The organism is Telluria sp. Soil_C_11 (genome assembly GCF_057657395.1).
Map to the genome: position 1 here is coordinate 476,551 of NZ_JBDGIN010000003.1, position 21,418 is coordinate 497,968.

At 66.5% G+C, this 21,418-nt stretch carries 20 protein-coding genes; 7 read left to right on the forward strand and 13 right to left on the reverse strand.

The genetic code is table 11. From position 1 onward, the window contains the following. Positions 1 to 2 precede the first annotated feature (2 nt). Positions 3 to 746, forward strand: coding sequence for a type III pantothenate kinase (locus AC3A6M_RS07770; RefSeq protein WP_487852190.1), 744 nt, complete (start codon positions 3 to 5; stop codon positions 744 to 746). Positions 747 to 755: 9 nt separating this feature from the next. Next, positions 756 to 1,490, forward strand: a complete 735-nt coding sequence (locus AC3A6M_RS07775; protein ID WP_487852148.1) for an SPOR domain-containing protein — start codon at positions 756 to 758, stop codon at positions 1,488 to 1,490. Positions 1,491 to 1,511: 21 nt separating this feature from the next. Here AC3A6M_RS07775 and AC3A6M_RS07780 read toward each other — a convergent pair whose 3' ends face one another. The 6 genes from AC3A6M_RS07780 to AC3A6M_RS07805 all read right to left on the reverse strand — a co-directional run bounded on the left by AC3A6M_RS07780 (position 1,512) and on the right by AC3A6M_RS07805 (position 8,709). Next, complete coding sequence (locus tag AC3A6M_RS07780; protein ID WP_487852149.1) at positions 1,512 to 2,414, reverse strand: septal ring lytic transglycosylase RlpA family protein; 903 nt, start codon at positions 2,412 to 2,414, stop codon at positions 1,512 to 1,514. 136 nt (positions 2,415 to 2,550) lie between these two features. Beyond that, complete coding sequence (gene rodA / locus AC3A6M_RS07785) at positions 2,551 to 3,669, reverse strand: rod shape-determining protein RodA (protein WP_487852150.1); 1,119 nt, start codon at positions 3,667 to 3,669, stop codon at positions 2,551 to 2,553. A gap of 3 nt (positions 3,670 to 3,672) precedes the next feature. Then, positions 3,673 to 5,661, reverse strand: coding sequence for a penicillin-binding protein 2 (mrdA, locus tag AC3A6M_RS07790; protein ID WP_487852151.1), 1,989 nt, complete (start codon positions 5,659 to 5,661; stop codon positions 3,673 to 3,675). A 9-nt stretch (positions 5,662 to 5,670) separates the two neighbouring features. Beyond that, positions 5,671 to 6,189 carry a rod shape-determining protein MreD gene (mreD, locus tag AC3A6M_RS07795; RefSeq protein WP_487852152.1) on the reverse strand — a complete coding sequence of 173 codons (519 nt, stop codon included), beginning with the start codon at positions 6,187 to 6,189 and terminating at the stop codon, positions 5,671 to 5,673. Further along, positions 6,186 to 7,529 carry a rod shape-determining protein MreC gene (gene mreC, locus AC3A6M_RS07800; RefSeq protein WP_487852153.1) on the reverse strand — a complete coding sequence of 448 codons (1,344 nt, stop codon included), beginning with the start codon at positions 7,527 to 7,529 and terminating at the stop codon, positions 6,186 to 6,188. The genes mreD and mreC overlap by 4 nt, the downstream gene beginning before the upstream one ends. Positions 7,530 to 7,665: 136 nt before the next feature. Then, on the reverse strand, positions 7,666 to 8,709 hold the full coding sequence (locus AC3A6M_RS07805; protein ID WP_230020216.1) for a rod shape-determining protein: 1,044 nt from the start codon (positions 8,707 to 8,709) through the stop codon (positions 7,666 to 7,668). 333 nt (positions 8,710 to 9,042) lie between these two features. Between AC3A6M_RS07805 and gatC the strand changes: the two genes are divergently transcribed. Genes gatC through AC3A6M_RS07825 form a run of 4 tightly spaced genes read left to right on the forward strand, consistent with a single transcriptional unit; the run spans position 9,043 to position 12,757 of the window. Continuing rightward, complete coding sequence (gene gatC / locus AC3A6M_RS07810) at positions 9,043 to 9,342, forward strand: Asp-tRNA(Asn)/Glu-tRNA(Gln) amidotransferase subunit GatC (protein WP_487852154.1); 300 nt, start codon at positions 9,043 to 9,045, stop codon at positions 9,340 to 9,342. A gap of 24 nt (positions 9,343 to 9,366) precedes the next feature. Continuing rightward, the gene (gatA, locus tag AC3A6M_RS07815; RefSeq protein WP_487852155.1) at positions 9,367 to 10,842 is read left to right on the forward strand and encodes an Asp-tRNA(Asn)/Glu-tRNA(Gln) amidotransferase subunit GatA; all 1,476 of its coding nucleotides are present in this window, start codon (positions 9,367 to 9,369) and stop codon (positions 10,840 to 10,842) included. A 10-nt stretch (positions 10,843 to 10,852) separates the two neighbouring features. Beyond that, positions 10,853 to 12,313: an Asp-tRNA(Asn)/Glu-tRNA(Gln) amidotransferase subunit GatB gene (gatB, locus tag AC3A6M_RS07820; protein ID WP_487852156.1), complete on the forward strand. Its 1,461-nt coding sequence runs from the start codon at positions 10,853 to 10,855 to the stop codon at positions 12,311 to 12,313. 9 nt (positions 12,314 to 12,322) lie between these two features. Beyond that, a complete protein-coding gene (locus AC3A6M_RS07825; RefSeq protein ID WP_487852157.1) occupies positions 12,323 to 12,757 on the forward strand; it encodes a helix-turn-helix domain-containing protein in 435 nt (144 codons plus the stop codon). A gap of 18 nt (positions 12,758 to 12,775) precedes the next feature. On the opposite strand, the gene AC3A6M_RS07830 is transcribed toward AC3A6M_RS07825, so the two are convergent. The 3 genes from AC3A6M_RS07830 to AC3A6M_RS07840 are packed head-to-tail and all read right to left on the reverse strand — an operon-like array spanning position 12,776 to position 16,745. Then, complete coding sequence (locus AC3A6M_RS07830; RefSeq protein WP_487852158.1) at positions 12,776 to 13,483, reverse strand: DUF6624 domain-containing protein; 708 nt, start codon at positions 13,481 to 13,483, stop codon at positions 12,776 to 12,778. Then, positions 13,480 to 14,139: an orotate phosphoribosyltransferase gene (pyrE, locus tag AC3A6M_RS07835; protein WP_487852159.1), complete on the reverse strand. Its 660-nt coding sequence runs from the start codon at positions 14,137 to 14,139 to the stop codon at positions 13,480 to 13,482. The genes AC3A6M_RS07830 and pyrE overlap by 4 nt, the downstream gene beginning before the upstream one ends. Positions 14,140 to 14,198: 59 nt before the next feature. After that, entirely contained in the window at positions 14,199 to 16,745 is a 2,547-nt protein-coding gene (locus AC3A6M_RS07840) for an ATP-binding protein (protein ID WP_487852160.1), read from the reverse strand. A gap of 216 nt (positions 16,746 to 16,961) precedes the next feature. On the opposite strand from AC3A6M_RS07840, the gene AC3A6M_RS07845 reads away from it, so the two are divergent. Then, positions 16,962 to 17,732, forward strand: coding sequence for an exodeoxyribonuclease III (locus AC3A6M_RS07845; RefSeq protein ID WP_487852161.1), 771 nt, complete (start codon positions 16,962 to 16,964; stop codon positions 17,730 to 17,732). An 18-nt stretch (positions 17,733 to 17,750) separates the two neighbouring features. On the opposite strand, the gene AC3A6M_RS07850 is transcribed toward AC3A6M_RS07845, so the two are convergent. From AC3A6M_RS07850 to metX, 4 genes are all read right to left on the reverse strand, one after another. Further along, positions 17,751 to 18,686 carry an RluA family pseudouridine synthase gene (locus AC3A6M_RS07850; RefSeq protein WP_487852162.1) on the reverse strand — a complete coding sequence of 312 codons (936 nt, stop codon included), beginning with the start codon at positions 18,684 to 18,686 and terminating at the stop codon, positions 17,751 to 17,753. A gap of 7 nt (positions 18,687 to 18,693) precedes the next feature. Continuing rightward, positions 18,694 to 19,590: a M48 family metallopeptidase gene (locus tag AC3A6M_RS07855; protein WP_487852163.1), complete on the reverse strand. Its 897-nt coding sequence runs from the start codon at positions 19,588 to 19,590 to the stop codon at positions 18,694 to 18,696. Positions 19,591 to 19,652: 62 nt separating this feature from the next. After that, positions 19,653 to 20,270: a methionine biosynthesis protein MetW gene (gene metW / locus AC3A6M_RS07860; protein ID WP_487852164.1), complete on the reverse strand. Its 618-nt coding sequence runs from the start codon at positions 20,268 to 20,270 to the stop codon at positions 19,653 to 19,655. Further along, the gene (metX, locus tag AC3A6M_RS07865) at positions 20,267 to 21,406 is read right to left on the reverse strand and encodes a homoserine O-succinyltransferase MetX (protein WP_487852165.1); all 1,140 of its coding nucleotides are present in this window, start codon (positions 21,404 to 21,406) and stop codon (positions 20,267 to 20,269) included. The genes metW and metX overlap by 4 nt, the downstream gene beginning before the upstream one ends. Positions 21,407 to 21,418 lie beyond the last annotated feature (12 nt).

Sequence of the window (21,418 nt, forward strand, 5' to 3'; positions counted from 1 at the left end):
CGATGCTGCTGGTCGACGCAGGCAATACCCGGGTCAAGTGGGCCCTCGCGCAGGAAGGCGCGGCGCCGGGCGACTGGCTCGCCCACGGCGCCGTGGTGCATGCTGGACTGGACGGCCTGCGCGAAGCCTGGACCGCTTACGGCGTCACGCGCGCGATCGTCTCGAACGTGGCCGGCGCCGCCTTGCGCGAACGCCTGGCGGCCCTGCTGGCGCGCCTCTGGCCAGCGCTGCGGCCGGAATGGTTTGCCGCACAGGCCGAGCTGGCCGGGCTGCGCAACCGCTACCGCAATCCGGCCCAGCTGGGCGCGGACCGCTTCGCCGCCGCGCTGGGCGCACGCACCCTCGTTCCGGCCACGGCGCTGGTGGTCGCCACCTGCGGCACCGCGACCACCGTGGATGCCGTCTCGGCGGACGGCGAATTCCTCGGCGGGATGATCCTCCCGGGCCTGGGCCTGATGCTGGATTCGCTCGCGCGCGGCACCGCCCAGCTGCCCGAAACCAGCGCGCAGGCCGTGCTGCCGCCGGTCTTCGCCGACAACACGCTGGACGCGATCCGCTCGGGCTGCATCTCGGCCCAGGCCGGCGCCATCGAACGCGCCGTCGCCAGCCTGCCGGCCGAACTGTGCATCGTCTCGGGCGGCGCGGCGGGCCATGTGGCGCCGGCTTTGTCGGTGCCCTACCGGATGCTGGATAATATCGTGCTGGTCGGCCTGCACGCGGCCGCCATCGCCTCACCTTCACCATAGGGAAATGCCGTGTTGAGATTCGTCTTCTGGTCGCTGCTGCTCCTGAACGCCGCCCTGTTCGCGTATGCCAAGGGCTTCCTCGGCAATGGCAAGGGAAGCGAGGAAGAGCGCGCGCACATCAAGCCGCAGCTGGAAGCGGCCAGGCTGACCGTGCTGACCAATGCGCAGGCCGAGGCCGCGAAGGCGGCGCCGGCGGCATCGGCAGCCGCCGGACAGGCCGGCGCCCCGGCCGCGGCGGCCGTGGAAGCGAGCGCCCCGGCGGCCCCCGCCGCCGCGAAGCCGCTGGCCTGCATCGACGTCGGCACCTTCAGCGCCAACGAGGCGAAACGCTTCGAAACGCGCCTGGCCAGGCTGGACCTGGGCGAGCGCCAGTCGCGCCAGGCCGTGCAGGCCCAGGACGTGACCAGCTACCTGGTGAACATCCCGCCCCAGGGCAGCAAGGAAGCGGCCGACCGCAAGGCCGGCGAGCTGCGCAACCTGGGCGTCACCAATTTCTTCGTCATGTCGGGGGATTCGCCCATGAAGTACGCGATTTCGCTGGGCGTGTTCAAGACCGAGAGCGGGGCCCAGACCCTGCTGGCGCAGCTGAACAAGCAGGGCGTGCACACGGCGCGCATCACGCCGCGCGGCCCTGCGAGCACGCGCTACAGCTACCGTTTCAAGGATATCGAGGCGGAGACGCGCGAGCGCATCGTGGCGCTGGCGGATGCGGTGTCGTCGGCGGAAGCGAAGGACTGCCGCTGATCGAACGTACCCGCGTTTCGCTTATCTGCGCACGACGATCGGCTTCAGGCCCAGCGAAGACGGCAGCGCACGCGCCGCTTCCTGCGCCATCGCGCGCGTTTCGAAGGGACCGCTGTAGAGGCGGTTGACGGAACCCGAGCGCACCACTTCCAGCGCCTGCGCGACGCCGGATTGCTTCAGCTTCTCGCTCACCTCTTCCGCCTTGCCTTCGCGGCCGTAGGCGCCCAGCTGCAGGTAGAAGCCGGATTTGACGGCCTTCGCCTGCCCGGGCTGCGCGCGCGCCACCGCGGCGCTGTCCATCGCGACCCGGTCTTCCAGCATCAGCGCGGCGATCTCCGCCGGCGCCGGTGCGGCTTGCGCGGCCGAGGCGGCGGCGCGGCGCACGGTCGCGATGCGGGTCGGATCGTCCGGGAACAGGCGTTCGACCTCGACCTGGTGGCTGCCCTTGCCCAGCAGGCCGAGCTTGAGCGCCGCCGTGTAGGAGACGTCGACGATGCGGTCCGAGTGGAAGGGACCGCGGTCGTTGATGCGCACCACCACCGATTTGCCGGAATCCAGGCTGGTGATGCGGGCGTAGGACGGGATCGGCAGCGTCGGGTGCGCGGCCGTCATCTTGTACATGTCGTAGGGCTCGCCCGACGAGGTGCGCTGGCCGTGGAATTTCACGCCGTACCAGCTGGCGATGCCGCGCTGGCTGAAGGGTTCGTCGTTGACCAGCGGGACATAGGTCTGGCCGAATACCGAATACGGCTTGTTGGCGAACTTCGCGTAGGGCTCGTACTTGACCACCGCATCGGGGGTGTCGCGCAGGCCGGACGGCGGATTGTCGCCGGGGCCGTCGTCCTGGTAATAGCCGCCGCGGCCCGAACCGGCCGGGGGCAGTTTCGGAAGGCTGGGGTCGATGTCGCCGTGCTTCGTTGCCACCCTGTGCTTCCAGGGCAGCGGAATCAGGCTTTTATGTTCGCCGTTCTCGGTCGTACTGCAGCCGGTGATCAGCGTAGCGGACGCTAACGCCATGACCGCTGGCAAGAACCGAACGGCCATTGCGTTCTCTTTCATGTCAGGTCTGCACCAGTTTGCGGTGTCTTTGAATGCTCATCAATATACCACTGCAAAGCCCCAAAGTAATCAACGCAGTACCGCCATAGCTCATGAAAGGAAGCGGAACTCCGACCACCGGCAGGATCCCGCTGACCATACCCATGTTAATGAAACAATAAGTAAAGAACATCATCGAGACCGCGCCGGCCAGCAGGCGCGTGAACAGGTTCGGGGCGTTTGCAGCGATCATCATGCTGCGCCCGATGAGCAGCAAATACAAGAACAGTAACACCAGGTTACCGATCAGGCCGAATTCCTCGGAGTACACCGAGAAGATGAAGTCGGTGGTGCGCTCGGGGATGAATTCCAGATAGGCCTGGGTGCCCTTCATGTAGCCCTTGCCGCCCACGCCGCCGGAACCGATCGCGATGGTCGACTGGATGATGTGGAAGCCCTTGCCCAGCGGGTCCGAGGTGGGGTCGATCAGCGTCATCACGCGGTCGCGCTGGTAATCGTGCATCATCGACCAGGCCACCGGCAGGCCCGCGCAGGCCGACACGAACAAGGCCAGCAGGGCCTTCCACGACAGGCCGGCCAGGAAGATCACGTAGAAGCCGGACGCGCCCACCAGCATCGCGGTGCCGAGGTCGGGCTGCTTGGCGATGAAGGCGAAGGGAATCAGCAGCAGGACCGCCGCCACCACGAAGTTCTGCCACTTCATGAACCCGGCCCGGGTCTGGAAATACCAGGCCAGCATCAGCGGCGTGGCGATCTTCAGGATCTCGGATGGCTGGATGTCGACGCCGACGTGCAGCCAGCGCCGCGCGCCCTTCTTGATGGTGCCGAACAGCGCCACCGCCACCAGCAGCGCCACGCCGAAGGTATAGATCGGCACGGCGAGCCGCAGCAGCATCTGCGGCGGGATGTTCGCCGCGATCCACATCACGGTGAAGGACAGGATGATGTTGCGCATCTGCCCTTCCATGCGGCCGGGGAAGTCGTGGCCGGCCGAGCTCATGGTCAGGGTGCCAACCGAGAACAGCAGGAACAGGATCAGGGCCAGCGGGCCGTCGAACACCAGCAGATAGGGTTTCAGGCGCCGGCTCAGCGAACGCCGTTCGGGAATATGGGCTGGCATCGTTTACTCCTTGTTGCCAGGGGTTTCGCCGCCCGGCGGCTTCGGCAGGCCGGCGTTCGGGCCGAAGGACTCTTCCGGCACCGCCAGGTCTTCCTTCGGCACCACCGGCTTGTCCGCGGGCTTGGCCTTGTCGCCGGGGCGCTTGCCGAGCAGGTAGTAGTCGAGCGCCTTGCGCGCGATCGGCGCGGCATAGCTGGCGCCGAAGCCGGCGTTCTCGACCACCATCGCGATCGCGATGCGCGGCTTGTCGGCCGGGGCGAAGGCGGTGAACAGCGCGTTGTCGCGCATGCGTTCCGGGGTCATGTTGTGGTTGTACTTGGCGCCCTTCAGGCCGACCACCTGGGCGGTACCGGTCTTGCCGCCGGCGATGTAGCCGGCGTTGCGGAAGGCCATGAAGCCGGTGCCGCTCTGGTCGGTGGTCACGCCCACCATGGCGCGCTTGATGATGTCGATGTTTTCCTGCTTGAGCGGGATGCGGCCCGATTCCTTCGCCACCGTCAGCGTGCGCTGGTGGGTAGCCCCGTCCTCGAGGATCTTGACCAGGTGCGGCTTCATGATCACGCCGTTGTTGGCCAGGGTCGCCACCGCGTGCGCCAGCTGCAGCATGGTGTAGCTGTTGAAGCCCTGGCCGATGCTGATCGAGATGGTATCGCCGCCGACCCACTTCTGGGCCGCACGGTTCTTCTTGAAGCGGTCGCGCTTCCACTCCTGCGAGGGCAGCACGCCGCCCTTCTCGTGCTCGAGGTCGATGCCGGTCGGCGAACCGAAGCCGAACTGCTTCATGAAGCCGCTGATGGCGTCGATGCCCATGTCGTTGCCGAGCTGGTAGTAGTAGGTGTCGCAGGACATCACGATCGACCGGTACATGTCGATGTAGCCGTGGCCGCCGGGTTTGTCGTCGTTGAAGCGGTGTCCGCCCAGCATGAAGAAGCCGGGGTCGCTGATGCCCTGCTCCGGGCGGCGCTTGCCGAGTTCGAGGGCGGCCAGCGCCATGAAGGGCTTGAAGGTCGAGCCGGGCGGATAGGTGCCGGACAGCGGGCGGTTCATCAGCGGACGGTCGAGCGAGGTATTCAGTTCGTTCCAGTTCTGGGCGTCGATGCCGTCGACGAACAGGTTGGGGTCGAAGCCCGGGCGCGACACATAGGCCAGCACGTCGCCGGTTTCCGGTTCGATCGCGACCAGCGCGCCGCGGAAGTCGCCGAAGGCTTCCTCGATCACCTTCTGCAGCTCGATGTCGATCGACAGCACCAGGTTGGTGCCCGGCACCGGCGCCGTGCGCGACAGCGTGCGGATCGCGCGGCCGCCGGCCGAGCGTTCGACTTCCTCGTAGCCGGTGACGCCGTGCAGCTGGTGTTCGTAGCTCTTCTCCAGGCCTTCCTTGCCGATGTGGTCGGTGCCGTTGTAGTTGGCGGCATCGTCGCTGGCCTCGATCACCTTGGCTTCGTTCTGGTTGATGCGGCCGATATAGCCCAGCACGTGCGAGGCGACTTCGCCCAGCGGGTACTGGCGGAACAGGCGCGCCTGCACCTCCACGCCCGGGAAGCGGAAGCGCTGCGCGGTGAAGCGCGCGACCTCGTCGTCGGTCAGGCGGGTGCGGATCGGCACGCTCGAAAAATTCTTCGACTCTTCCAGCAGGCGCTTGAAGCGCTTCCTGTCCTTGGCTTCGATGGTCACCAGCTTGGACAGCTCGTCGATCACGGAGTCGAGGCTGGCTTCCAGCTTGGACGGCGTGATCTCCAGCGTGTAGGCCGAGTAGTTGCTGGCCAGGACCACGCCGTTGCGGTCGAGGATCAGGCCGCGGTTGGGGACGATCGGCACCAGGGCGATGCGGTTGTCCTCGGCCTGCGCCATGTACTGGTTGTGCTTGACCACCTGCAGCCACACGAAGCGGGCCACCAGCAGGCCGAAGCAGATGAACACCAGCCCCACAAGCGCCGTCAGGCGCATGCGGAAGCGGTGAATCTCGCGATCGCTGTCTTTAATTTCGGTCATTCGAACAGATCAGATAGGACGGGTGTGGTCCTTGTCGACCGCACGCCGTTGCGGCGCCAGCAGCAGCCAGGTAATGGCCGGCCACAGGGCCACCGCGATCACGCTCTCGATGAAGTGCAGCCAGCCCGCAAAGCGCCCGGTGACGATGAGGCGCACCACCACCTGGATCGCCTGCGTCATCAGGAGCAGCGGGAACACGTGCATGGCCTGCGTCACCAGCGGGAACCACAGCACGCGGCGATGGATCATGATCGCAAAATACGACAGCAGCGTATAGGCCAGCGCGTTCTCGCCGAGCAGCGTGGCGTCGTGCACGTCCATCAGCAGGCCCATCGAAAAGGCGATGCCGATGCCGACCTTGCGCGGCTGGTGGATGCCCCAGAACACCAGCACCAGCGCGACGAAGTCCGGCGCGCCGACCCAGCGTCCCCAGGGCATCAGGTTGAGCATGAAGGCGCAGATCAGGCTGAACGCGATGAACAGCGGGCTGACCGGCAGCAGGATGTAGTGCGGACGGGTCGGCATCATGCGCCCTCCCCGGTCCGTGCGTCGGCGGCCGGCGTGCGCGTGGCCGGGACCCGCTGCACGGCCGGCGCCGGCGCGTTCGATGCCGGCGCGGCGCCGGTAGCGGCGCCGGTAGCCGTGCCGGCGCCGGCCGCGGGTGGCGTGGCGGGCGGCGTGGCGCGCGCCGGAGCGGGACGACGGTTCGGCGTGACTGCGGGCGCGCCCGTTGCCGGCGATGTGGCTGGCGAGGTGGCCGGCGCGGTCGTGGCCGGCGTGGCGGCACCGGCGCCCGGACGTGCGGCGCCGGGCGCCGCGGCTGGCGTTGCAGCGGGCGCAGTGCCGGCTGCAGCGGGCGCGGTGCCGGCCGCGGCAGGCGCGGTGCCGACCGCGGCGGCGGCCGGCTGCTGTGCCGGCGGCAGCGGCTGCGGCGCCAGCGGCGGCAGCGGGATCGGGTCCATTTTCGGCAGGTTGCGGCGCGGCGTGTTGTTGCCGTTGCCCTTGGCGGCTTCGGCGGGCGGACGCGGCTGCGCCGGCTGGTCGGACATCACCACCAGCAGCTGCCGGTGGCGGTCGATGCCGGCCAGCGGCTGGCACACCACGCGTCCGAATGCGCCCTGGGCCACGCTCTCCACCTGGACGACCTTGGCGACCGCCAGGCCGGCCGGATACATGCCGTCCAGGCCGGAGGTGACCAGCACGTCGCCGACCTGGATGTCGGCGTTCGGCGCCACGAAGCGCAGGTCCAGCAGGCCGGACTGGCCGCGGCCGTAGGCGACGCTGCGCAGGCCGTTCCTCAGCACCTGCACGGGAATCGCCTGCTCCTTGTCGGTCAGCAGGGTGACTTCGGACGTGAACGGGAACACGCGCGTGACCTGGCCGACCACGCCGGCATTATCGATCACCGGCAGGCCGAGCTTGACGCCGTTGCGCGCGCCGCGGTCGAGCACCACGCGGCGGGTCGATGGGTCGCGGGCGTCGTACAGGATCTCGCTCATCATCGAGCGCACCGGCAGGTGCTCGCGCGCGTCCATCAGCTTGCGCAAGTGGCCGTTCTCGGCCATCTGGAGCTGGGCCTGCTGCATGGCCTGGGCCATCGCCACCTGCTGGCTCTTCAGGTCGCGCACTTCCTTCTGCAAGGCGGAGATCGAGGAGAAATAGCTGCCCATATTGCTCATCGCATCGCGCGGCATCAGGGCAACCATCTGGAAAGGATAAAGGACCGTGGCCGCCACCTGGCGCACGGCGCTGAGCGCATGAAACCGCGCGTCGACCACAAGCAGTGCGATCGAGATGAGAGCGAACACCGTCACCTTGACCCTGGCGGGAGCGCCTTGCTTGAAGAGCGGCGGAGGACTGTATTCCATGACTTCCAATAATGAGGGCGCCCGCGGGATGCTGCCGGGCGCCGACGTGAAGACACACTAGCATTGAACGCAAGGAGACAGGCAAGACAGGCCGCGCGAAGACCGCCCGTCCTGCCTCCCGATCCTGCGGGCCGGCTTACTCGTAGGAGAAGATCGAACCCAGCTTGTCCATGCGCTCGAGCGCCATGCCCGAACCGCGCACCACGCAGGTCAGCGGATCTTCCGCGACCAGCACCGGCAGGCCGGTCTCTTCCATCAGCAGGCGGTCGAGGTCGCGCAGCAGCGCGCCGCCGCCGGTCAGCATCATGCCCTTCTCGGCGATGTCGGCGCCCAGCTCGGGCGGCGCCATCTCGAGCGCGTTCTTGACGGCGGAGACGATGTTGTTCAGCGGGTCGGTCAGGGCTTCCAGGATCTCGTTGCTCGAGATCGTGAAGGAACGCGGGATGCCTTCGGACAGGTTGCGGCCCTTGACTTCCATTTCCTTGACTTCGGAACCCGGGAAGGCCGAACCGATGGCCTTCTTGATCGCCTCGGCGGTCTGTTCGCCAATCAGCATGCCGTAGTTGCGGCGGATGTAGTTGACGATCGCTTCGTCGAACTTGTCGCCGCCCACGCGCACCGAACCCTTGTAGACCATGCCGCCCAGCGAGATGATGCCGACCTCGGTGGTGCCGCCGCCGATGTCGACGACCATCGAACCGGTCGCTTCGGCCACCGGCAGGCCGGCGCCGATCGCGGCCGCCATCGGCTCTTCGATCAGGTAGACCTGGCGGGCGCCGGCGCCCAGCGCCGACTCGCGGATCGCGCGGCGCTCGACCTGGGTCGAACCGCAGGGCACGCAGATGATGATGCGCGGCGACGGGCGCAGGAATTTCGAGTCGTGCACCATGCGGATGAACTGCTTCAGCATCTGCTCGGTGACGGTGAAGTCGGCGATCACGCCATCCTTCATCGGGCGGATCGCTTCGATGTTGCCGGGCACCTTGCCCAGCATCTGCTTCGCTTCCTTGCCGACCGCCTGGATCGTCTTCTTGCCGTTCGGGCCGCCTTCCTGGCGGATCGCGACGACCGACGGTTCATCCAGGACGATGCCCTGGCCGCGCACGTAGATCAGGGTATTCGCGGTACCCAGGTCGATCGCCAGATCGTTCGAAAATAATTGCGTAACAAAACCAAACATGTGTGTCCTGATGCGCATCCAAGTGCGCCTAAAGCGGACCTCGACTTATCGAGATCCCAAACATTAATCGGGGAATCCTCGCCGCGATTGATGAATCCGCACCGCGGGCTTTCATGCGCGGTCCGCCCGCTTTCGGCGCCGGAGAACGCATTAGCCCGCCATTCTACCTTATAATTTGCCGATTAAACGCTGAAAAACGGGTGGAAACACGCCTATATCAGCCCGCGAGATCGACGGTATTAGAAAGCTTTTATCAGCTTTAGCAAGCCGTTAACCAAATTTCATTATTCGCACAACCATCTTTGAACGCGGCCATTGACCGCGCCTTAAGCCATGTCCCTGACTCTCTCAGACGTAAAACGGATTGCCAACCTGGCCCAGCTCGATATGGACGAGGCCCATGCAGAGATCGCCCTGAAGGAGCTGAACGGCATCTTCGCCCTGGCCGAGCAGATGCAGGCCGTCGACACCACCGGCGTCGAGCCCCTGTCGCAGCCGCTGGCCGCCGTGCTGGCCCTGCCGTTGCGCTTGCGCGACGACGTGGTGACCGAGGAGGACCGCCGCGCCGACTACCAGGCGCCGGCGCCGAAAACCCAGGACGGCCTGTACCTGGTGCCGAAAGTCATCGAATAAACAACGCTGGGGATTTTCTGAATTATGCATAACAAGACCATCAAGGAGCTGTCGACGCTCCTGCATTCGAAACAGATCTCGGCGACCGAGCTGACCCGGCATTACCTCGACCGCATCGCCGCGAGCCAGCACAACGCCTTCCTGCACGTCGACTTTGATCTGTCGCTGGCCCAGGCCAAGGCCGCCGACGCGCGCTTCGCGGAGGGCTCGGCCGGCCCGCTGACCGGCATCCCGATCGCGCACAAGGACATCTTCGTGACGCGCGGCTGGCGCTCGACCGCCGCCTCGAAAATGCTGGGCAACTACGTCAGCCCGTTCGACGCGACCGTGGTCACGAAATTCGCGGACGCCGGCATGGTCACGCTGGGCAAGCTGAACTGCGACGAATTCGCGATGGGCTCGGCCAACGAAAATTCAAGCTTCGGCGCGGTGGCGAACCCGTGGGATACCCTGGCCGTGCCGGGCGGCTCCTCGGGCGGTTCGGCCGCCGCGATCGCCGCACGCCTGGCGCCGGCCGCGACCGGCACCGACACCGGCGGCTCGATCCGCCAGCCGGCCGCCTTCTGCGGCATCACCGGCATCAAGCCGACCTACGGCCGCGTGTCGCGCTTCGGCATGATCGCCTTCGCCTCCTCGCTCGACCAGGGCGGCCCGATGGCGCGCACCGCCGAGGATTGCGCCCTGCTGCTGAACGAGATGGTCGGCTTCGACGAACGCGACTCGACCAGCCTCACCGCCGAGCAAGGCAATGCGCGCGAGGACTTCACCCGCGACCTGGACAAGCCCCTGAACGGCCTGCGCATCGGCGTGCCGAAAGAGTACTTCGGCGAAGGCCTGGCCGCGGACGTCGAACAGGCCGTGCGCGCCGCGCTCGACGAATTCGTCAAGCTGGGCGCGACCCTGGTCGAGATCTCGCTGCCGAAGACCTCGCTGTCGATCCCGGTCTACTACATCATCGCGCCGGCGGAGGCTTCGTCCAACCTCTCGCGCTTCGACGGCGTCCGCTATGGCTACCGCACGCCGGAGTACAAGGACCTGCAGGACATGTACAAGAAGACGCGCGCGGAAGGCTTCGGCAAGGAAGTCCAGCGCCGCATCATGGTCGGCACCTACGTGCTGTGCCACGGCTACTACGACGCCTACTACGTGCAGGCGCAGAAGATCCGCCGCCTGATCGCCGACGACTTCCAGGCCGCGTTCAAGGACAAGTGCGACGTGATCATGGGCCCGGTGGCCCCGACCGTGGCCTGGGACCTGGGCGCGAAATCGGACGACCCGGTCGCCAATTACCTGGCCGACATCTTCACCCTGTCGACCAGCCTGGCGGGCCTGCCCGGCATGTCGATCCCGGTCGGCTTCGGCCAGGGCGAGAAGAACGCCAAGCGTCCGGTCGGCCTGCAAATCATCGGTAATTATTTTGCCGAAGCCAAGCTGCTGAACATCGCGCACCAGTACCAGCAAGCGACCGACTGGCACACCCGCGCACCGGAAGGCGTATAAGGAGAAGAATATGCAATGGGAAGTCGTCATCGGTCTTGAGAACCACGTCCAGCTCACGACCAATTCGAAAATCTTCAGCGGCAGCTCGATCCGCTTCGGCGCCGAGCCGAACACCCAGGCCAGCCCGGTCGACCTGGCGCTGCCGGGCGTGCTGCCGGTGCTGAACCGCGGCGCGGTCGAACGCGCGATCCGCTTCGGCCTGGCGGTCGGCGCGAAGATCGCGCCGCAGTCCGTGTTCGCGCGCAAGAACTACTTCTACCCCGACCTGCCGAAGGGCTACCAGATCAGCCAGTTCGAGGACCCGGTGGTCCAGGGCGGCACCGTCAGCTTCGCCTACGAGAAGGACGGCAAGATGGTCACCAAGACCGTCAACCTGACCCGCGCCCACCTCGAGGAAGACGCCGGCAAATCGCTGCACGAGGACTATGCCGGCATGAGCGGCATCGACCTGAACCGCGCCGGCACGCCGCTGCTCGAAATCGTCTCGGAACCGGAGATGCGCAGCGCCGCCGAGGCGGTCGCCTACGCCAAGGCCCTGCACTCGCTGGTGATGTGGCTGGGCGTCTGCGACGGCAACATGCAGGAAGGCTCGTTCCGCTGCGACGTCAACGTCTCGGTGCGCCCGGTCGGCCAGAAGGAATTCGGCACCCGCTGCGAGATCAAGAACCTGAACTCCTTCCGCTTCATGGAAGAGGCGATCCACTACGAAGTGCGGCGCCAGATCGAGCTGATCGAAGACGGCGGCAAGGTGATCCAGGCGACCCGCCTGTGGGACCCGGACAAAAAAGAAACCCGCTCCATGCGCACCAAGGAAGACGCGCAGGACTACCGCTACTTCCCGGACCCGGACCTGCCGCCGCTGGTGATCTCGCAGGACTGGATCGAGCGCGTGAAGGCCGGCATGCCGGAACTGCCGGGCGCGATGCGCGACCGCTTCGTCAGCGACTACGGCCTGCCGGAATACGATGCGCTGATCCTGACCTCGTCGCAGGCGATGGCCAGCTACTACGAAGCCGTGGTCGCCAAGGCCGGCAAGGAAAATGCCAAGGCCGCCGCCAACTGGATGATGGGCGACGTCTCCTCGGCCCTGAACCGCGCCGACCTCGACATCGCCGAGTCCCCGGTGGAAGCATCGCAGCTGGCTGTGCTGCTGAAGCGCATCCTTGATGGCACCATCTCGAACAACGCCGGCAAGAAGGTGTTCAGCCTGATGTGGGAAGCGCAATCGGAAGACGAGAACCTGGCCGACACGATCATCGAGCGCGAAGGCCTGAAGCAGATCTCCGATACCGGCGCGATCGAAGCGATCGTCGACGACGTCCTGGCCAACAACGCCAAGTCGGTCGAGCAGTACCGCGCCGGCAAGGAAGCGGCGATCAACGCCCTGATCGGCCAGTGCATGAAGGCTTCGAAGGGCAAGGCCAATCCGGCGCAGGTGACCGAGCTGCTGAAGAAGAAGCTGGCGGGCTGAGCCTAATTTTTGCCAGATGTAAAAAAAACCGGGGCATGTCCCCGGTTTTTTGTTTCCGTTGCTTTTCTTGGCTATCTGAATTTCGGAATTTCAGAAATCAAGATGGCAAAGCCAGGCAGAACCGGAATATTTCTGAAAATCCGAAACGCGACACCCATGAAACCGAACCCTGCCGTTCTTGAACAAGCCAGTAATTTAGGGGCGCTGGTGCGCCAGCGTCGTCGCTCTCAGCACTTGCGGATCGATGACGCCGCGGCGTTGATTGGTGTCTCTGTAGACTTGATGTCACGGCTCGAGAACAGCCAAGGCAGCGTTCGCTTGGACAAGGTAATGGCAGTACTGGATGGCCTCGGGCTGGCACTGATGGTCGTGCCGAAAGAAGATCTTTGGCTGCGCCAAGCCGCATCGGCATCTCCACTGCGGACACCAGTGGAAACGCCTTGAAATCGGACCGGCCCGCCCTTACGGCCGGCCGGTCCGCGCGTAGCGCATCATGCAGACATAATCGGCCAGCGGCATCACGCCGAGCTCGCGCCGATGGGCCTCGACCTCGCGGACGCTCTCATCGTCGGGCAGACCGAAGTGGGCCTGGGTCCACTGCTCCGGCGTGAACTGGGTGCCGTAGCGTTGCGGCTTGCCCTGCGCCTTCAGCACGCGGTCGGTGAAGCGCGCCAGGTTGTCCCCGCTCAGCTCACCGTCCGCGAAGCGCCGTTCCAGCGTCGGCAGGAGCGCCGCCTGGAACTGCGGGTCGTCATCCATATGCTGCAGCAGGACCCAGGCATGGCTGACGCCCATTTCGCCGACCTGGGCCACGGTCGGGAATCCCTTGCCGGCCACCAGCTCGCGCAGCCAGCGCAGGTTGTTCTGGTCCGACAGCCGGACCGCGCGCCAGCGCTGCCGGTCCGAACGATCGGCAAGCCAGGCCAGGCGCGCGTCCTGGTCACTGGAGAAGCGCGCGTCCAGTTCGGCGCGCAGCGCAGGCTCGAGCAGGGTGCGCGCGGCGTCGCGCCGGATCAAGGCGTCGCGCGTGTCGTCCGGATGGGCCTTCATCCACGCCGTGACGCCCGGACAGGGATAAGGCGCCGCCGCGTCTTCGCCGGCGGCCAGCGCCGGAAGCGCACAGGCGGCGCACAGCAGCGCCGCAAGCAAGGCCCTGCCGGCGCGGATCATTCCGCCACGCCGTACTGCGCGCGATACGCCGCCACCGCCTCCTTGTGCTGCGCCATCGCCGGATCAGCCGACAGGTAAGTGAAGAGGTCCGACAGGTTGGCGATCGAGATCACCGGGATGCCGTAGTGTTGGCTGACTTCCTGCACCGCCGACAGCGGCGACAGCACGCCGTCCTTGCCGCCGCGCTCCATGCGATCCAGCGCGATCAGCACCGCGGCCGGCTCGGCGCCGGCGGCGCGGATCATCTGCACCGACTCGCGCACCGAGGTGCCGGCCGAGATCACGTCGTCGATGATCACCACCTTGCCCTTGAGCTGGGCGCCGACGATGGTGCCGCCCTCGCCGTGGTCCTTGGCTTCCTTGCGGTTGTAGGCGAACGAGGTGTCGCGGCCTTTCGCCGCCAGCGCCACCGCGGTGGCGCTGGCCAGGGTGATGCCCTTGTAGGCCGGGCCGAACAGCATGTCGAATTCGATGCCCGAGTCGAGCAGGGTCTGGGCGTAGAACTGGGCCAGCTTGCCCAGCGTGGCGCCGTCGTGGAACAGGCCGGCGTTGAAGAAATACGGCGACTGGCGGCCGGCCTTGGTGACGAACTGGCCGAACTTCAACACTTCGGCCTCGACGGAAAACGCAATGAACTGCTGGCGCAGATTGTCCACGAATTACCCCTGATCTGGTCTGTAAAACCCGTATTTTAACCGGGGAGGCGCGCCGGCCATCAGGGCCCGGCCGCGGCCAGGCGCACGACCAGGTCGGGGTTGACCGGCTTGACCAGGTGCCGTTCGAAGCCGGCCTGCCCGCTCCTGGCCTTGTCGGCTTCCTGGCCGTAGCCGGTCAGCGCGACCAGGCGGCAGGGGTGGCCGTCCAGCAGCGCGCGCATGCGGCGCGCCAGCTCGTAGCCGTCGAGGACCGGCAGGCCGATGTCGAGCACCGCCAGGTCCGGCAGGAAGCTGCGCACCGCGGCCAGCGCGGCGATCGGTTCGTGGAACACCCGCACCTCATGGCCGTGCGCGACCAGCAGGCGCGCCAGGGTCTCGGCGCCGTCGACGTTGTCGTCGACCAGCATGACGCGGCGCCGTCCGCCGGCAGGCGCGGGCTGCGGCGCCGGGACGCTGTCCGCGGCCGCGGCGCCCGGCGTGCGCAGGGGCAGCAGGACCACGAACTCGCTGCCCTTGCCCTTCCCTTCGCTGCGCGCCTCGACCCGGCCGCCGTGCAGTTCGACGATGTTCTTGACCAGCGCCAGGCCGATGCCGAGGCCGCCCTCCGCGCGGTCGATGTTGCGCTTCCCCTGGAAGAACAGCTCGAACACCTGGGTCCGCAGTTCCGGCGCCATGCCCACGCCGTTGTCGGCCACGCTGATGCGCAGCCAGGACGTTCCTTCGCGCGCCGCGCGCAGGCGCACGTGGCCGCCGGGCTCGGTGTAGCGCGCCGCATTGGTGAGCAGGTTCGAGACCACCTGCGCCAGGCGCACCGGGTCGCCTTCCCAGGCCAGGCCGGGTTCGACCTCGACGTCGAGCCGGTGGCGGCGTTTTTCCAGCAGCAGGCTGGCCATCTCGACGGCCTTGTCGAGCGGCTGGGCGATCTCGACGCGCTCGAACTTCAGGTCGATCTTGCCGCGCGTGACGCGCGAGATGTCCATCAGGTCGTCGACCAGGCGGACCAGGTGGCCGACCTGGCGTTCGATGATCTCGCGCTCGCGCATGCCGCCCTCCTCGCCGCGCAGGCGCATCAGCTGGAGCGAGGTGACGATCGGTGAAAGCGGATTGCGCAGCTCGTGGCCGAGCATGGCCAGGAACTCGTCCTTGGCCTGGCCGGCGGCGGTCAGTTCGGCCAGCAGTTCGGCGCGCTCGGCGTGGGCGCGTTCGATCTGCTGGCGGCTGCGCACGTGTTCGGTGACGTCCACCGCCACCAGGATCACGCCCGGCTCGTCGCCTTCGGTCACGGCCAGCGGTTCGAGGCTGAACTTGAGGAAGCGTTCGCGCGGCTGGCCGTCGGCATCCTGCAGGACGATCCGCAGCTCTTCCGCGCGGGCCATCCGGCCGCTGTGGTAGACCCGTTCCAGCAGGTGCAGCGGCTCGCTGTCGCGCAGTTCCGGAAAGACCTGCAGGAAGGCCTTCCCTTCCAGCCCGCTGCGGCCGACCAGTTCGCAATAGCTGCGGTTCGCCAGGCGGAAGATGAAGTCCGGTCCGGTCAGCAGCGCGGCCGCCACCGGGGCGTTGAGCAGCATGCGGTCGCGCTGGGCCAGCGCGATGTCGCGCTCGCGCCGTTCGGTGGCGTCGCGCGTGAAGCAGCGGGTATAGCGCAGCGTGCCGTCCTCGAAGTGGCCGTTCGAGTGGATCAGCACGTGCTTGATCGAACCGTCCTTGCAGCGCAGGCGTGCCGGCTGGTCGTACAGGGTTTCGCCGCTCGACAGCCGGAACAGGATGCTGCCGATGACGGGTTCGTCGACGTGGAATTCGGCGATGTGGTGGCCGACGTATTCTTCCCAGCGGTAGCCCAGCATCTGCAGCTCGGCCTTGTTGGCCCACAGGATGGTGCCGTCGGCGCCGACCCGGTGCAGGCCTTCGGCCGCGTTCTCGATGAAGTCGCTGAATTCCCGCTCGGTCTGGCGCAGGACTGCCTCGGTCTCCTTGCGGCGCGCCAGTTCGGCTTCGAGCGCGCAGACCTTCTGCTCGAGCTTGACCAGTTCGAGGTCGGCATCGCCGTCGGTGGGCAGGGCCATCGCGGCGTCCGCGCAGGCGTGATCGTGCTCGGCGCACACCTGCTGGAAGGCGTTCGCCAGCTTGGCCGAGGGGAACAGGCTCCATGGATAGCCGCAGAACAGCGAGAACGCAAGCCGTTCCGCCAGCCCGTTCCACAGCCTTTCGAGCTGCAGCGCGGCCTCGTACTCCCCGCGCGCGCACAGCACCGCCACCATTTCGCCGAACGCGTGCACACGCACGCCGCCGGCGCAGGCCTCCTCCACGAGGCTGCCGACCACGTTCTCGAAGCGCTGCCGGTCCGGCCAGCCGTCGACCATGAAGGCGTCCAGCGTCGCCTCGGCATCCAGCCAGACGACCCGCGCGGCGGCCTCATCCAGGCGCCGGCACAGCCCGTCGCGATGCGCGGCGCTGGCGATCACGATTCCCTTGCCGTGGGCGCGCAAGGCCTGGTCGACGAAGGCCGCGACCTCGTCGAGCAGGGTATCGTCATTGTCGTAGAAGCGGACGAAGTGCCCGCTCTTGCCGTATTTACCGGACAGGACGTCGTCGGTCTTGATGAGCACGCAAACTCCATCTGCATTGGTGGAAGGTGCCGCAGGAAGTAGACACCACGAAAAAGTTTAACACGCGCAACGGGCTGGTTCACAATTTGCGGGCAAATCGTCCTCAACTGTACACAATCGGCATAAGTCCGGTCCATGGCTGATATGTTGATATAGATCAAAACGCGCTACACTCTTATCCTTCCAGATACCCTCTGCCCTCTTTCTTTTCGATCCATGCCAAGAATTATTTCCGCGAACCTGAACGGGATCCGCTCCGCCCACAAGAAAGGCTTTTTCAACTGGATGGCGGCCCAAGACGCCGACTTCATCTGCGTGCAGGAACTGAAAGCCCAGCAAGCCGACATGACCGAGGAATTCCTCGCGCCGCATGGCTACCACGGCCACTTCCACTACGCCGAGAAGAAGGGCTATTCCGGCACCGGCGTCTACAGCCGCAGCAAGCCGGATGCCGTGAAGACCGGCTTCGGCTGTGTCGAATTCGACAACGAAGGCCGCTACACCCGTTGCGACGTCGGCAACCTGACCGTGATCTCGGTCTACTGCCCGTCCGGTTCGTCGTCGCCGGAGCGCCAGGAAGCCAAGTTCCGCTTCATGGAAGTGTTCCTGCCGCATTTGCAGGAGCTGCAGGCCGAGGGACGCGAGATCGTCATCTGCGGCGACTGGAACATCGCGCACAAGGAAATCGACCTGAAGAACTGGAAGGGGAACCTGAAGAATTCCGGCTTCCTGCCGGAAGAGCGCGCCTGGATGACCCGCATCTTCGACGAGCTCGGCCTGGTAGACGTCCACCGCGGCATCGACCAGCGGCCCGAGCAATATACCTGGTGGAGCAACCGCGGCCAGGCGTGGGCGAAAAACGTGGGCTGGCGCATCGACTACCATGTCGCCACCCCGGGCATCGCCTCCAGGGCGCATGCCGTCTCGATCTACAAGGACGAGCGCTTCTCGGACCACGCTCCGCTGATCATCGACTACGCCCTGTAAGCGATCCGCTGGCGGCCCTCAGGGCCAGTCCAGCTCCCGCAAGCTGGCGAAGCTGCGCGCTTCGCCGGTGAGCGGATCCTCGAAGGCGATTCGGCGCGCCAGCAGCTGCAGCGGCCTTGAAAAATCGTCGCCCTTGCAGGGCAGCGCCACCGGATAGAAAGCGTCGTTCAGGATCGGCACGCCCAGCGAGGCCATGTGCAGGCGCAGCTGGTGCTTGCGGCCCGTGTGCGGATGCAGGCGGTAGCGCGCGAGCATCCCGCGGCGCTCGACCAGCTCGACCAGGGTCTCCGAATTCGGTTCGCCCTCTTCTTCCTTCATGACGAAGAACTTCTCGCCGTCGACCATCCGGCTGCGGTAGGTGAAGGGGAAGTCGCGTCCTTCCAGCATGGGCGCCAGCGCCTCGTAGGTCTTGCGGATCACGCGCTTCTGGAACATCGACTGGTAGGTGCCGCGCGTGGCCAGGTTGTGCGAGAAGATCACCACGCCGGCTGTCTCGCGGTCGAGCCGGTGGATCGGTGTCAGGTGCGGCAAGGCCAGCTTGCGCTTCAGGCGCACCAGCAGGGTCTCGCGCAGGAAGCGTCCGGTCGGGATCATCGGCAGGAAGTGGGGCTTGTCGACCACCAGCAGGTGCTCGTCCTGGAACAGGATGGCTTCCTCGAACGGTATCGGGGTTTCTTCTTCGAGTTCGCGGTAATACCAGATGCGCATGCCCTGGCGCACATGGCTGTCGGCCTGCAGGCGCTCGCCCTTCGCATCGACCACGTCGCCGCGCGCCAGCCGCTCGCGCCAGGGCGGCCCGCCAACATCGGGGAAACGCTCCTCGAGGAAGGCCAGCATGCCGCCGGGGCGGGTTTCCGTGATCCACAGGTAGCTGGGCGCGACGCCGTCGCGCACCGGCAGCGGGACGTAAGCGTTGGCTTCGGCCTGGTGGCCTTTCCTGACGAATCGCGCCATGCTTCCCCTAGCGCGCCGCGACGTTGCTGCGGTAAGGCGGCAGGCGGTCGACCGAAGTGCCCTTGGCGCGCGCATACAGCGGCAGCAGCACGTTCAGGTGCTCTTCGATCTGCTCGATGCGGTGCTCGCCGCCCGGGTGGGTCGACAGCAGTTCGATCGGCGCGCCGCGCTGGTTCAGCGCCGCCATCTTGTTCCACAGCGCGATGCCGGCGCGCGGGTCGTAGCCGGCGCGGGCGGCGATGTCCAGGCCGACCAGGTCGGCCTCGCGTTCTTCGTCGCGCGAGAACTTCAGCACATACAGCTGCCCCGCCGTGTTGGCCAGGCCGCGCACGTCGTAGCCCAGCCAGGCCGACAGCGCCGCGCCGCCCAGGCTGGTGACCAGGCCGGTGGTGGCGGACTTGCTCTGGCGGTCGCGCCCGTGCTCGCGCAGCGCGTGCGCGATCTCGTGGCCCATCACGGCGGCGATCTCGTCGTCGGTCAGCTTGAGCTTGTCGATAATGCCGGTAAAAAAGCCGATCCGTCCGCCGGGCATGCAGAAGGCGTTCACCTCGCCGGACTGCACCAGGTTGACCTGCCACTTCCATTGCTGGGCATGCGGGTTCCAGCGCGCGGTGTAGGGAATGATGCGCTCGGCGATCGCGCGCAGGCGCTTGACGCGCGGATCGGTGGCCGGCACCAGCACGCCCTTCTGCTGGGCCTGGGACATCATGGCCGTGTACTGCTGGGCCGCCTGCTCGTTGATGGCCTGCTCCGGGGCGGTGATGTTGCGCCATACCCCATCCTTGAGCGGCTTGACGGCGATGCCGTCCTGTACCACCTGCCCCTGCTTGCGGTCCTGCGCCGGCGCCCCCTGCATGGCGGCGCACAAGGCCAGCACGAGGGCCGGCTTGAAGAACTTGTTCATGGTCGTCTCCGATGCGGATGTGTCGTTACATCGCATCATACACAAGCATACCGCAGCACGATTCAGGTGACGACCAGGTCCTTCTTGCGCAGGCGGAACACCGCCAGGCTGCCGCGCAGGTTCGGCAGGAAGGACACGACCTGGCCCTCGGCCAGGGCGACGTATTCCAGCACCTCCAGCCCGCATTTCTCGGCCAGGTCACGGAAATCGTGGATCGTGGCGTAGCGCACGTTGGGCGTGTCGAACCACTGGTAGGGCAGCGTGCGCGAGACCGGCATGCGGCCCCGGATCAGCGAAATGCGGTGCGGCCAGTAGGCGAAGTTGGGAAAGGACACGATGGCTTCGCGGCCGACGCGCACGATGTCGCGCAGCCGCGCCTCCACATGCTGCATCATCTGCAGCGAGGACAGGCACAGCACCATGTCGAAGGCGTTGTCGCCGAACAGGTCCAGGCCCTGCTCCATGTCGTGCTGGATCACGCTGATGCCGCGCTGGGTGCTTTCCAGCACCTTGTCGTCGGCGATCTCGACGCCGTAGCCGGTGCAGCCGCGGCTGCGTTCCAGGTAGCGCAGCATGGCGCCGTCGCCGCAGCCCACGTCCAGCACGTGCGAGCCTTCCTTCACCCAGTGCGCGATGAAGGCCAGGTCGGGGCGCAGGGTGCTCAGGTCTTCGAACTTCATGCGGCCTCCTTCCAGATGCGCTCGTAGTAGGCGCGCACGATGTTCATGTACTTCGGGTCCTCCAGCAGGAAGGCGTCGTGCCCGTGCGGGGCATCGATTTCGGCATAGCTGACCTTGCGGCGGTTCGCCAGCAGGGCTTCGACGATCTCGCGGCTGCGCTCCGGCGAGAAGCGCCAGTCGGTGGTGAAGGAAGCGACCAGGTACTGCGCCTTGGTGTTCTCCAGCGCCTTGGCCAGGCTGCCGCCGTGCTCGCGCGCCGGATCGAAGTAATCGAGCGCCTTGGTGATCAGCAGGTAGGTGTTGGCGTCGAAGTATTCCGAGAACTTGTCGCCCTGGTAGCGCAGGTAGGACTCGATCTCGAAGTCGACGCCGAAGCCGAATTTGTAGTCGTCGCCCTCGGAGGCGTTGCGCAGCTTGCGGCCGAACTTCTCGGCCATGTCGTCATCCGACAGGTAGGTGATGTGGCCGACCATGCGCGCCACTTTCAGGCCGTTCTTCGGCACCACGCCGTGCTCGTAGAAGTCGCCGCCGCGGTAGTCGGGGTCGGTCAGGATGGCCTGGCGCGCGACGTCGTTGAAGGCGATGTTCTGGGCCGACAGCCGGGGCGTCGAGGCGATCACGATGCAGTGGCGCAGGCGCTCGGGGAACATGATGCTCCAGGCCAGCGCCTGCATGCCGCCCAGCGAGCCGCCCATCACCGCGGCGAACTGCCGGATGCCGAGGCGATCGGCAAGGCGCGCCTGGGCCGCGACCCAGTCCTCCACCGTCACCACGGGGAACGCGGCGCCATACGGCTTGCCGGTGGCCGGATTGGTGTGCATCGGGCCGGTCGAGCCGAAGCAGGAACCGAGGTTGTTGACGCCGATGACGAAGAAGCGGTCGGTGTCGACCGGCTTGCCGGGTCCGACCATGTTGTCCCACCAGCCCGCGCTCTTGGCTTCGCCCGCGTAGTGGCCGGCCACGTGGTGCGAGGCGTTCAGCGCGTGGCAGATCAGCACCGCGTTGGACCTGTCGGCGTTCAAGGTGCCATAGGTTTCATACATCAGCGTGTAGTCGCCGATGGTGGCGCCGCTCTGCAGGCGCAGGGGCTCGGCGAAGTGCATCGCCTGGGGTGAGACTATTCCAATCGATCCCATGAGGTTCTTGGT

What these genes read in the sequence shown, in the direction of transcription:
- mreD (WP_487852152.1), bottom strand. Translation starts at nt 6,189, where the DNA reads ATGATGCCGACCCGTCCGCACTACATCCTGCTGCCGGTCAGCCCGCTG.
- AC3A6M_RS07770 (WP_487852190.1), top strand. Translation starts at nt 3, where the DNA reads ATGCTGCTGGTCGACGCAGGCAATACCCGGGTCAAGTGGGCCCTCGCG.
- mreC (WP_487852153.1), bottom strand. Translation starts at nt 7,529, where the DNA reads ATGGAATACAGTCCTCCGCCGCTCTTCAAGCAAGGCGCTCCCGCCAGG.
- AC3A6M_RS07855 (WP_487852163.1), bottom strand. Translation starts at nt 19,590, where the DNA reads ATGAACAAGTTCTTCAAGCCGGCCCTCGTGCTGGCCTTGTGCGCCGCC.
- metW (WP_487852164.1), bottom strand. Translation starts at nt 20,270, where the DNA reads ATGAAGTTCGAAGACCTGAGCACCCTGCGCCCCGACCTGGCCTTCATC.
- AC3A6M_RS07850 (WP_487852162.1), bottom strand. Translation starts at nt 18,686, where the DNA reads ATGGCGCGATTCGTCAGGAAAGGCCACCAGGCCGAAGCCAACGCTTAC.
- gatB (WP_487852156.1), top strand. Translation starts at nt 10,853, where the DNA reads ATGCAATGGGAAGTCGTCATCGGTCTTGAGAACCACGTCCAGCTCACG.
- rodA (WP_487852150.1), bottom strand. Translation starts at nt 3,669, where the DNA reads ATGCCAGCCCATATTCCCGAACGGCGTTCGCTGAGCCGGCGCCTGAAA.
- AC3A6M_RS07805 (WP_230020216.1), bottom strand. Translation starts at nt 8,709, where the DNA reads ATGTTTGGTTTTGTTACGCAATTATTTTCGAACGATCTGGCGATCGAC.
- metX (WP_487852165.1), bottom strand. Translation starts at nt 21,406, where the DNA reads ATGGGATCGATTGGAATAGTCTCACCCCAGGCGATGCACTTCGCCGAG.
- gatA (WP_487852155.1), top strand. Translation starts at nt 9,367, where the DNA reads ATGCATAACAAGACCATCAAGGAGCTGTCGACGCTCCTGCATTCGAAA.
- gatC (WP_487852154.1), top strand. Translation starts at nt 9,043, where the DNA reads ATGTCCCTGACTCTCTCAGACGTAAAACGGATTGCCAACCTGGCCCAG.
- AC3A6M_RS07830 (WP_487852158.1), bottom strand. Translation starts at nt 13,483, where the DNA reads ATGATCCGCGCCGGCAGGGCCTTGCTTGCGGCGCTGCTGTGCGCCGCC.
- mrdA (WP_487852151.1), bottom strand. Translation starts at nt 5,661, where the DNA reads ATGACCGAAATTAAAGACAGCGATCGCGAGATTCACCGCTTCCGCATG.
- AC3A6M_RS07845 (WP_487852161.1), top strand. Translation starts at nt 16,962, where the DNA reads ATGCCAAGAATTATTTCCGCGAACCTGAACGGGATCCGCTCCGCCCAC.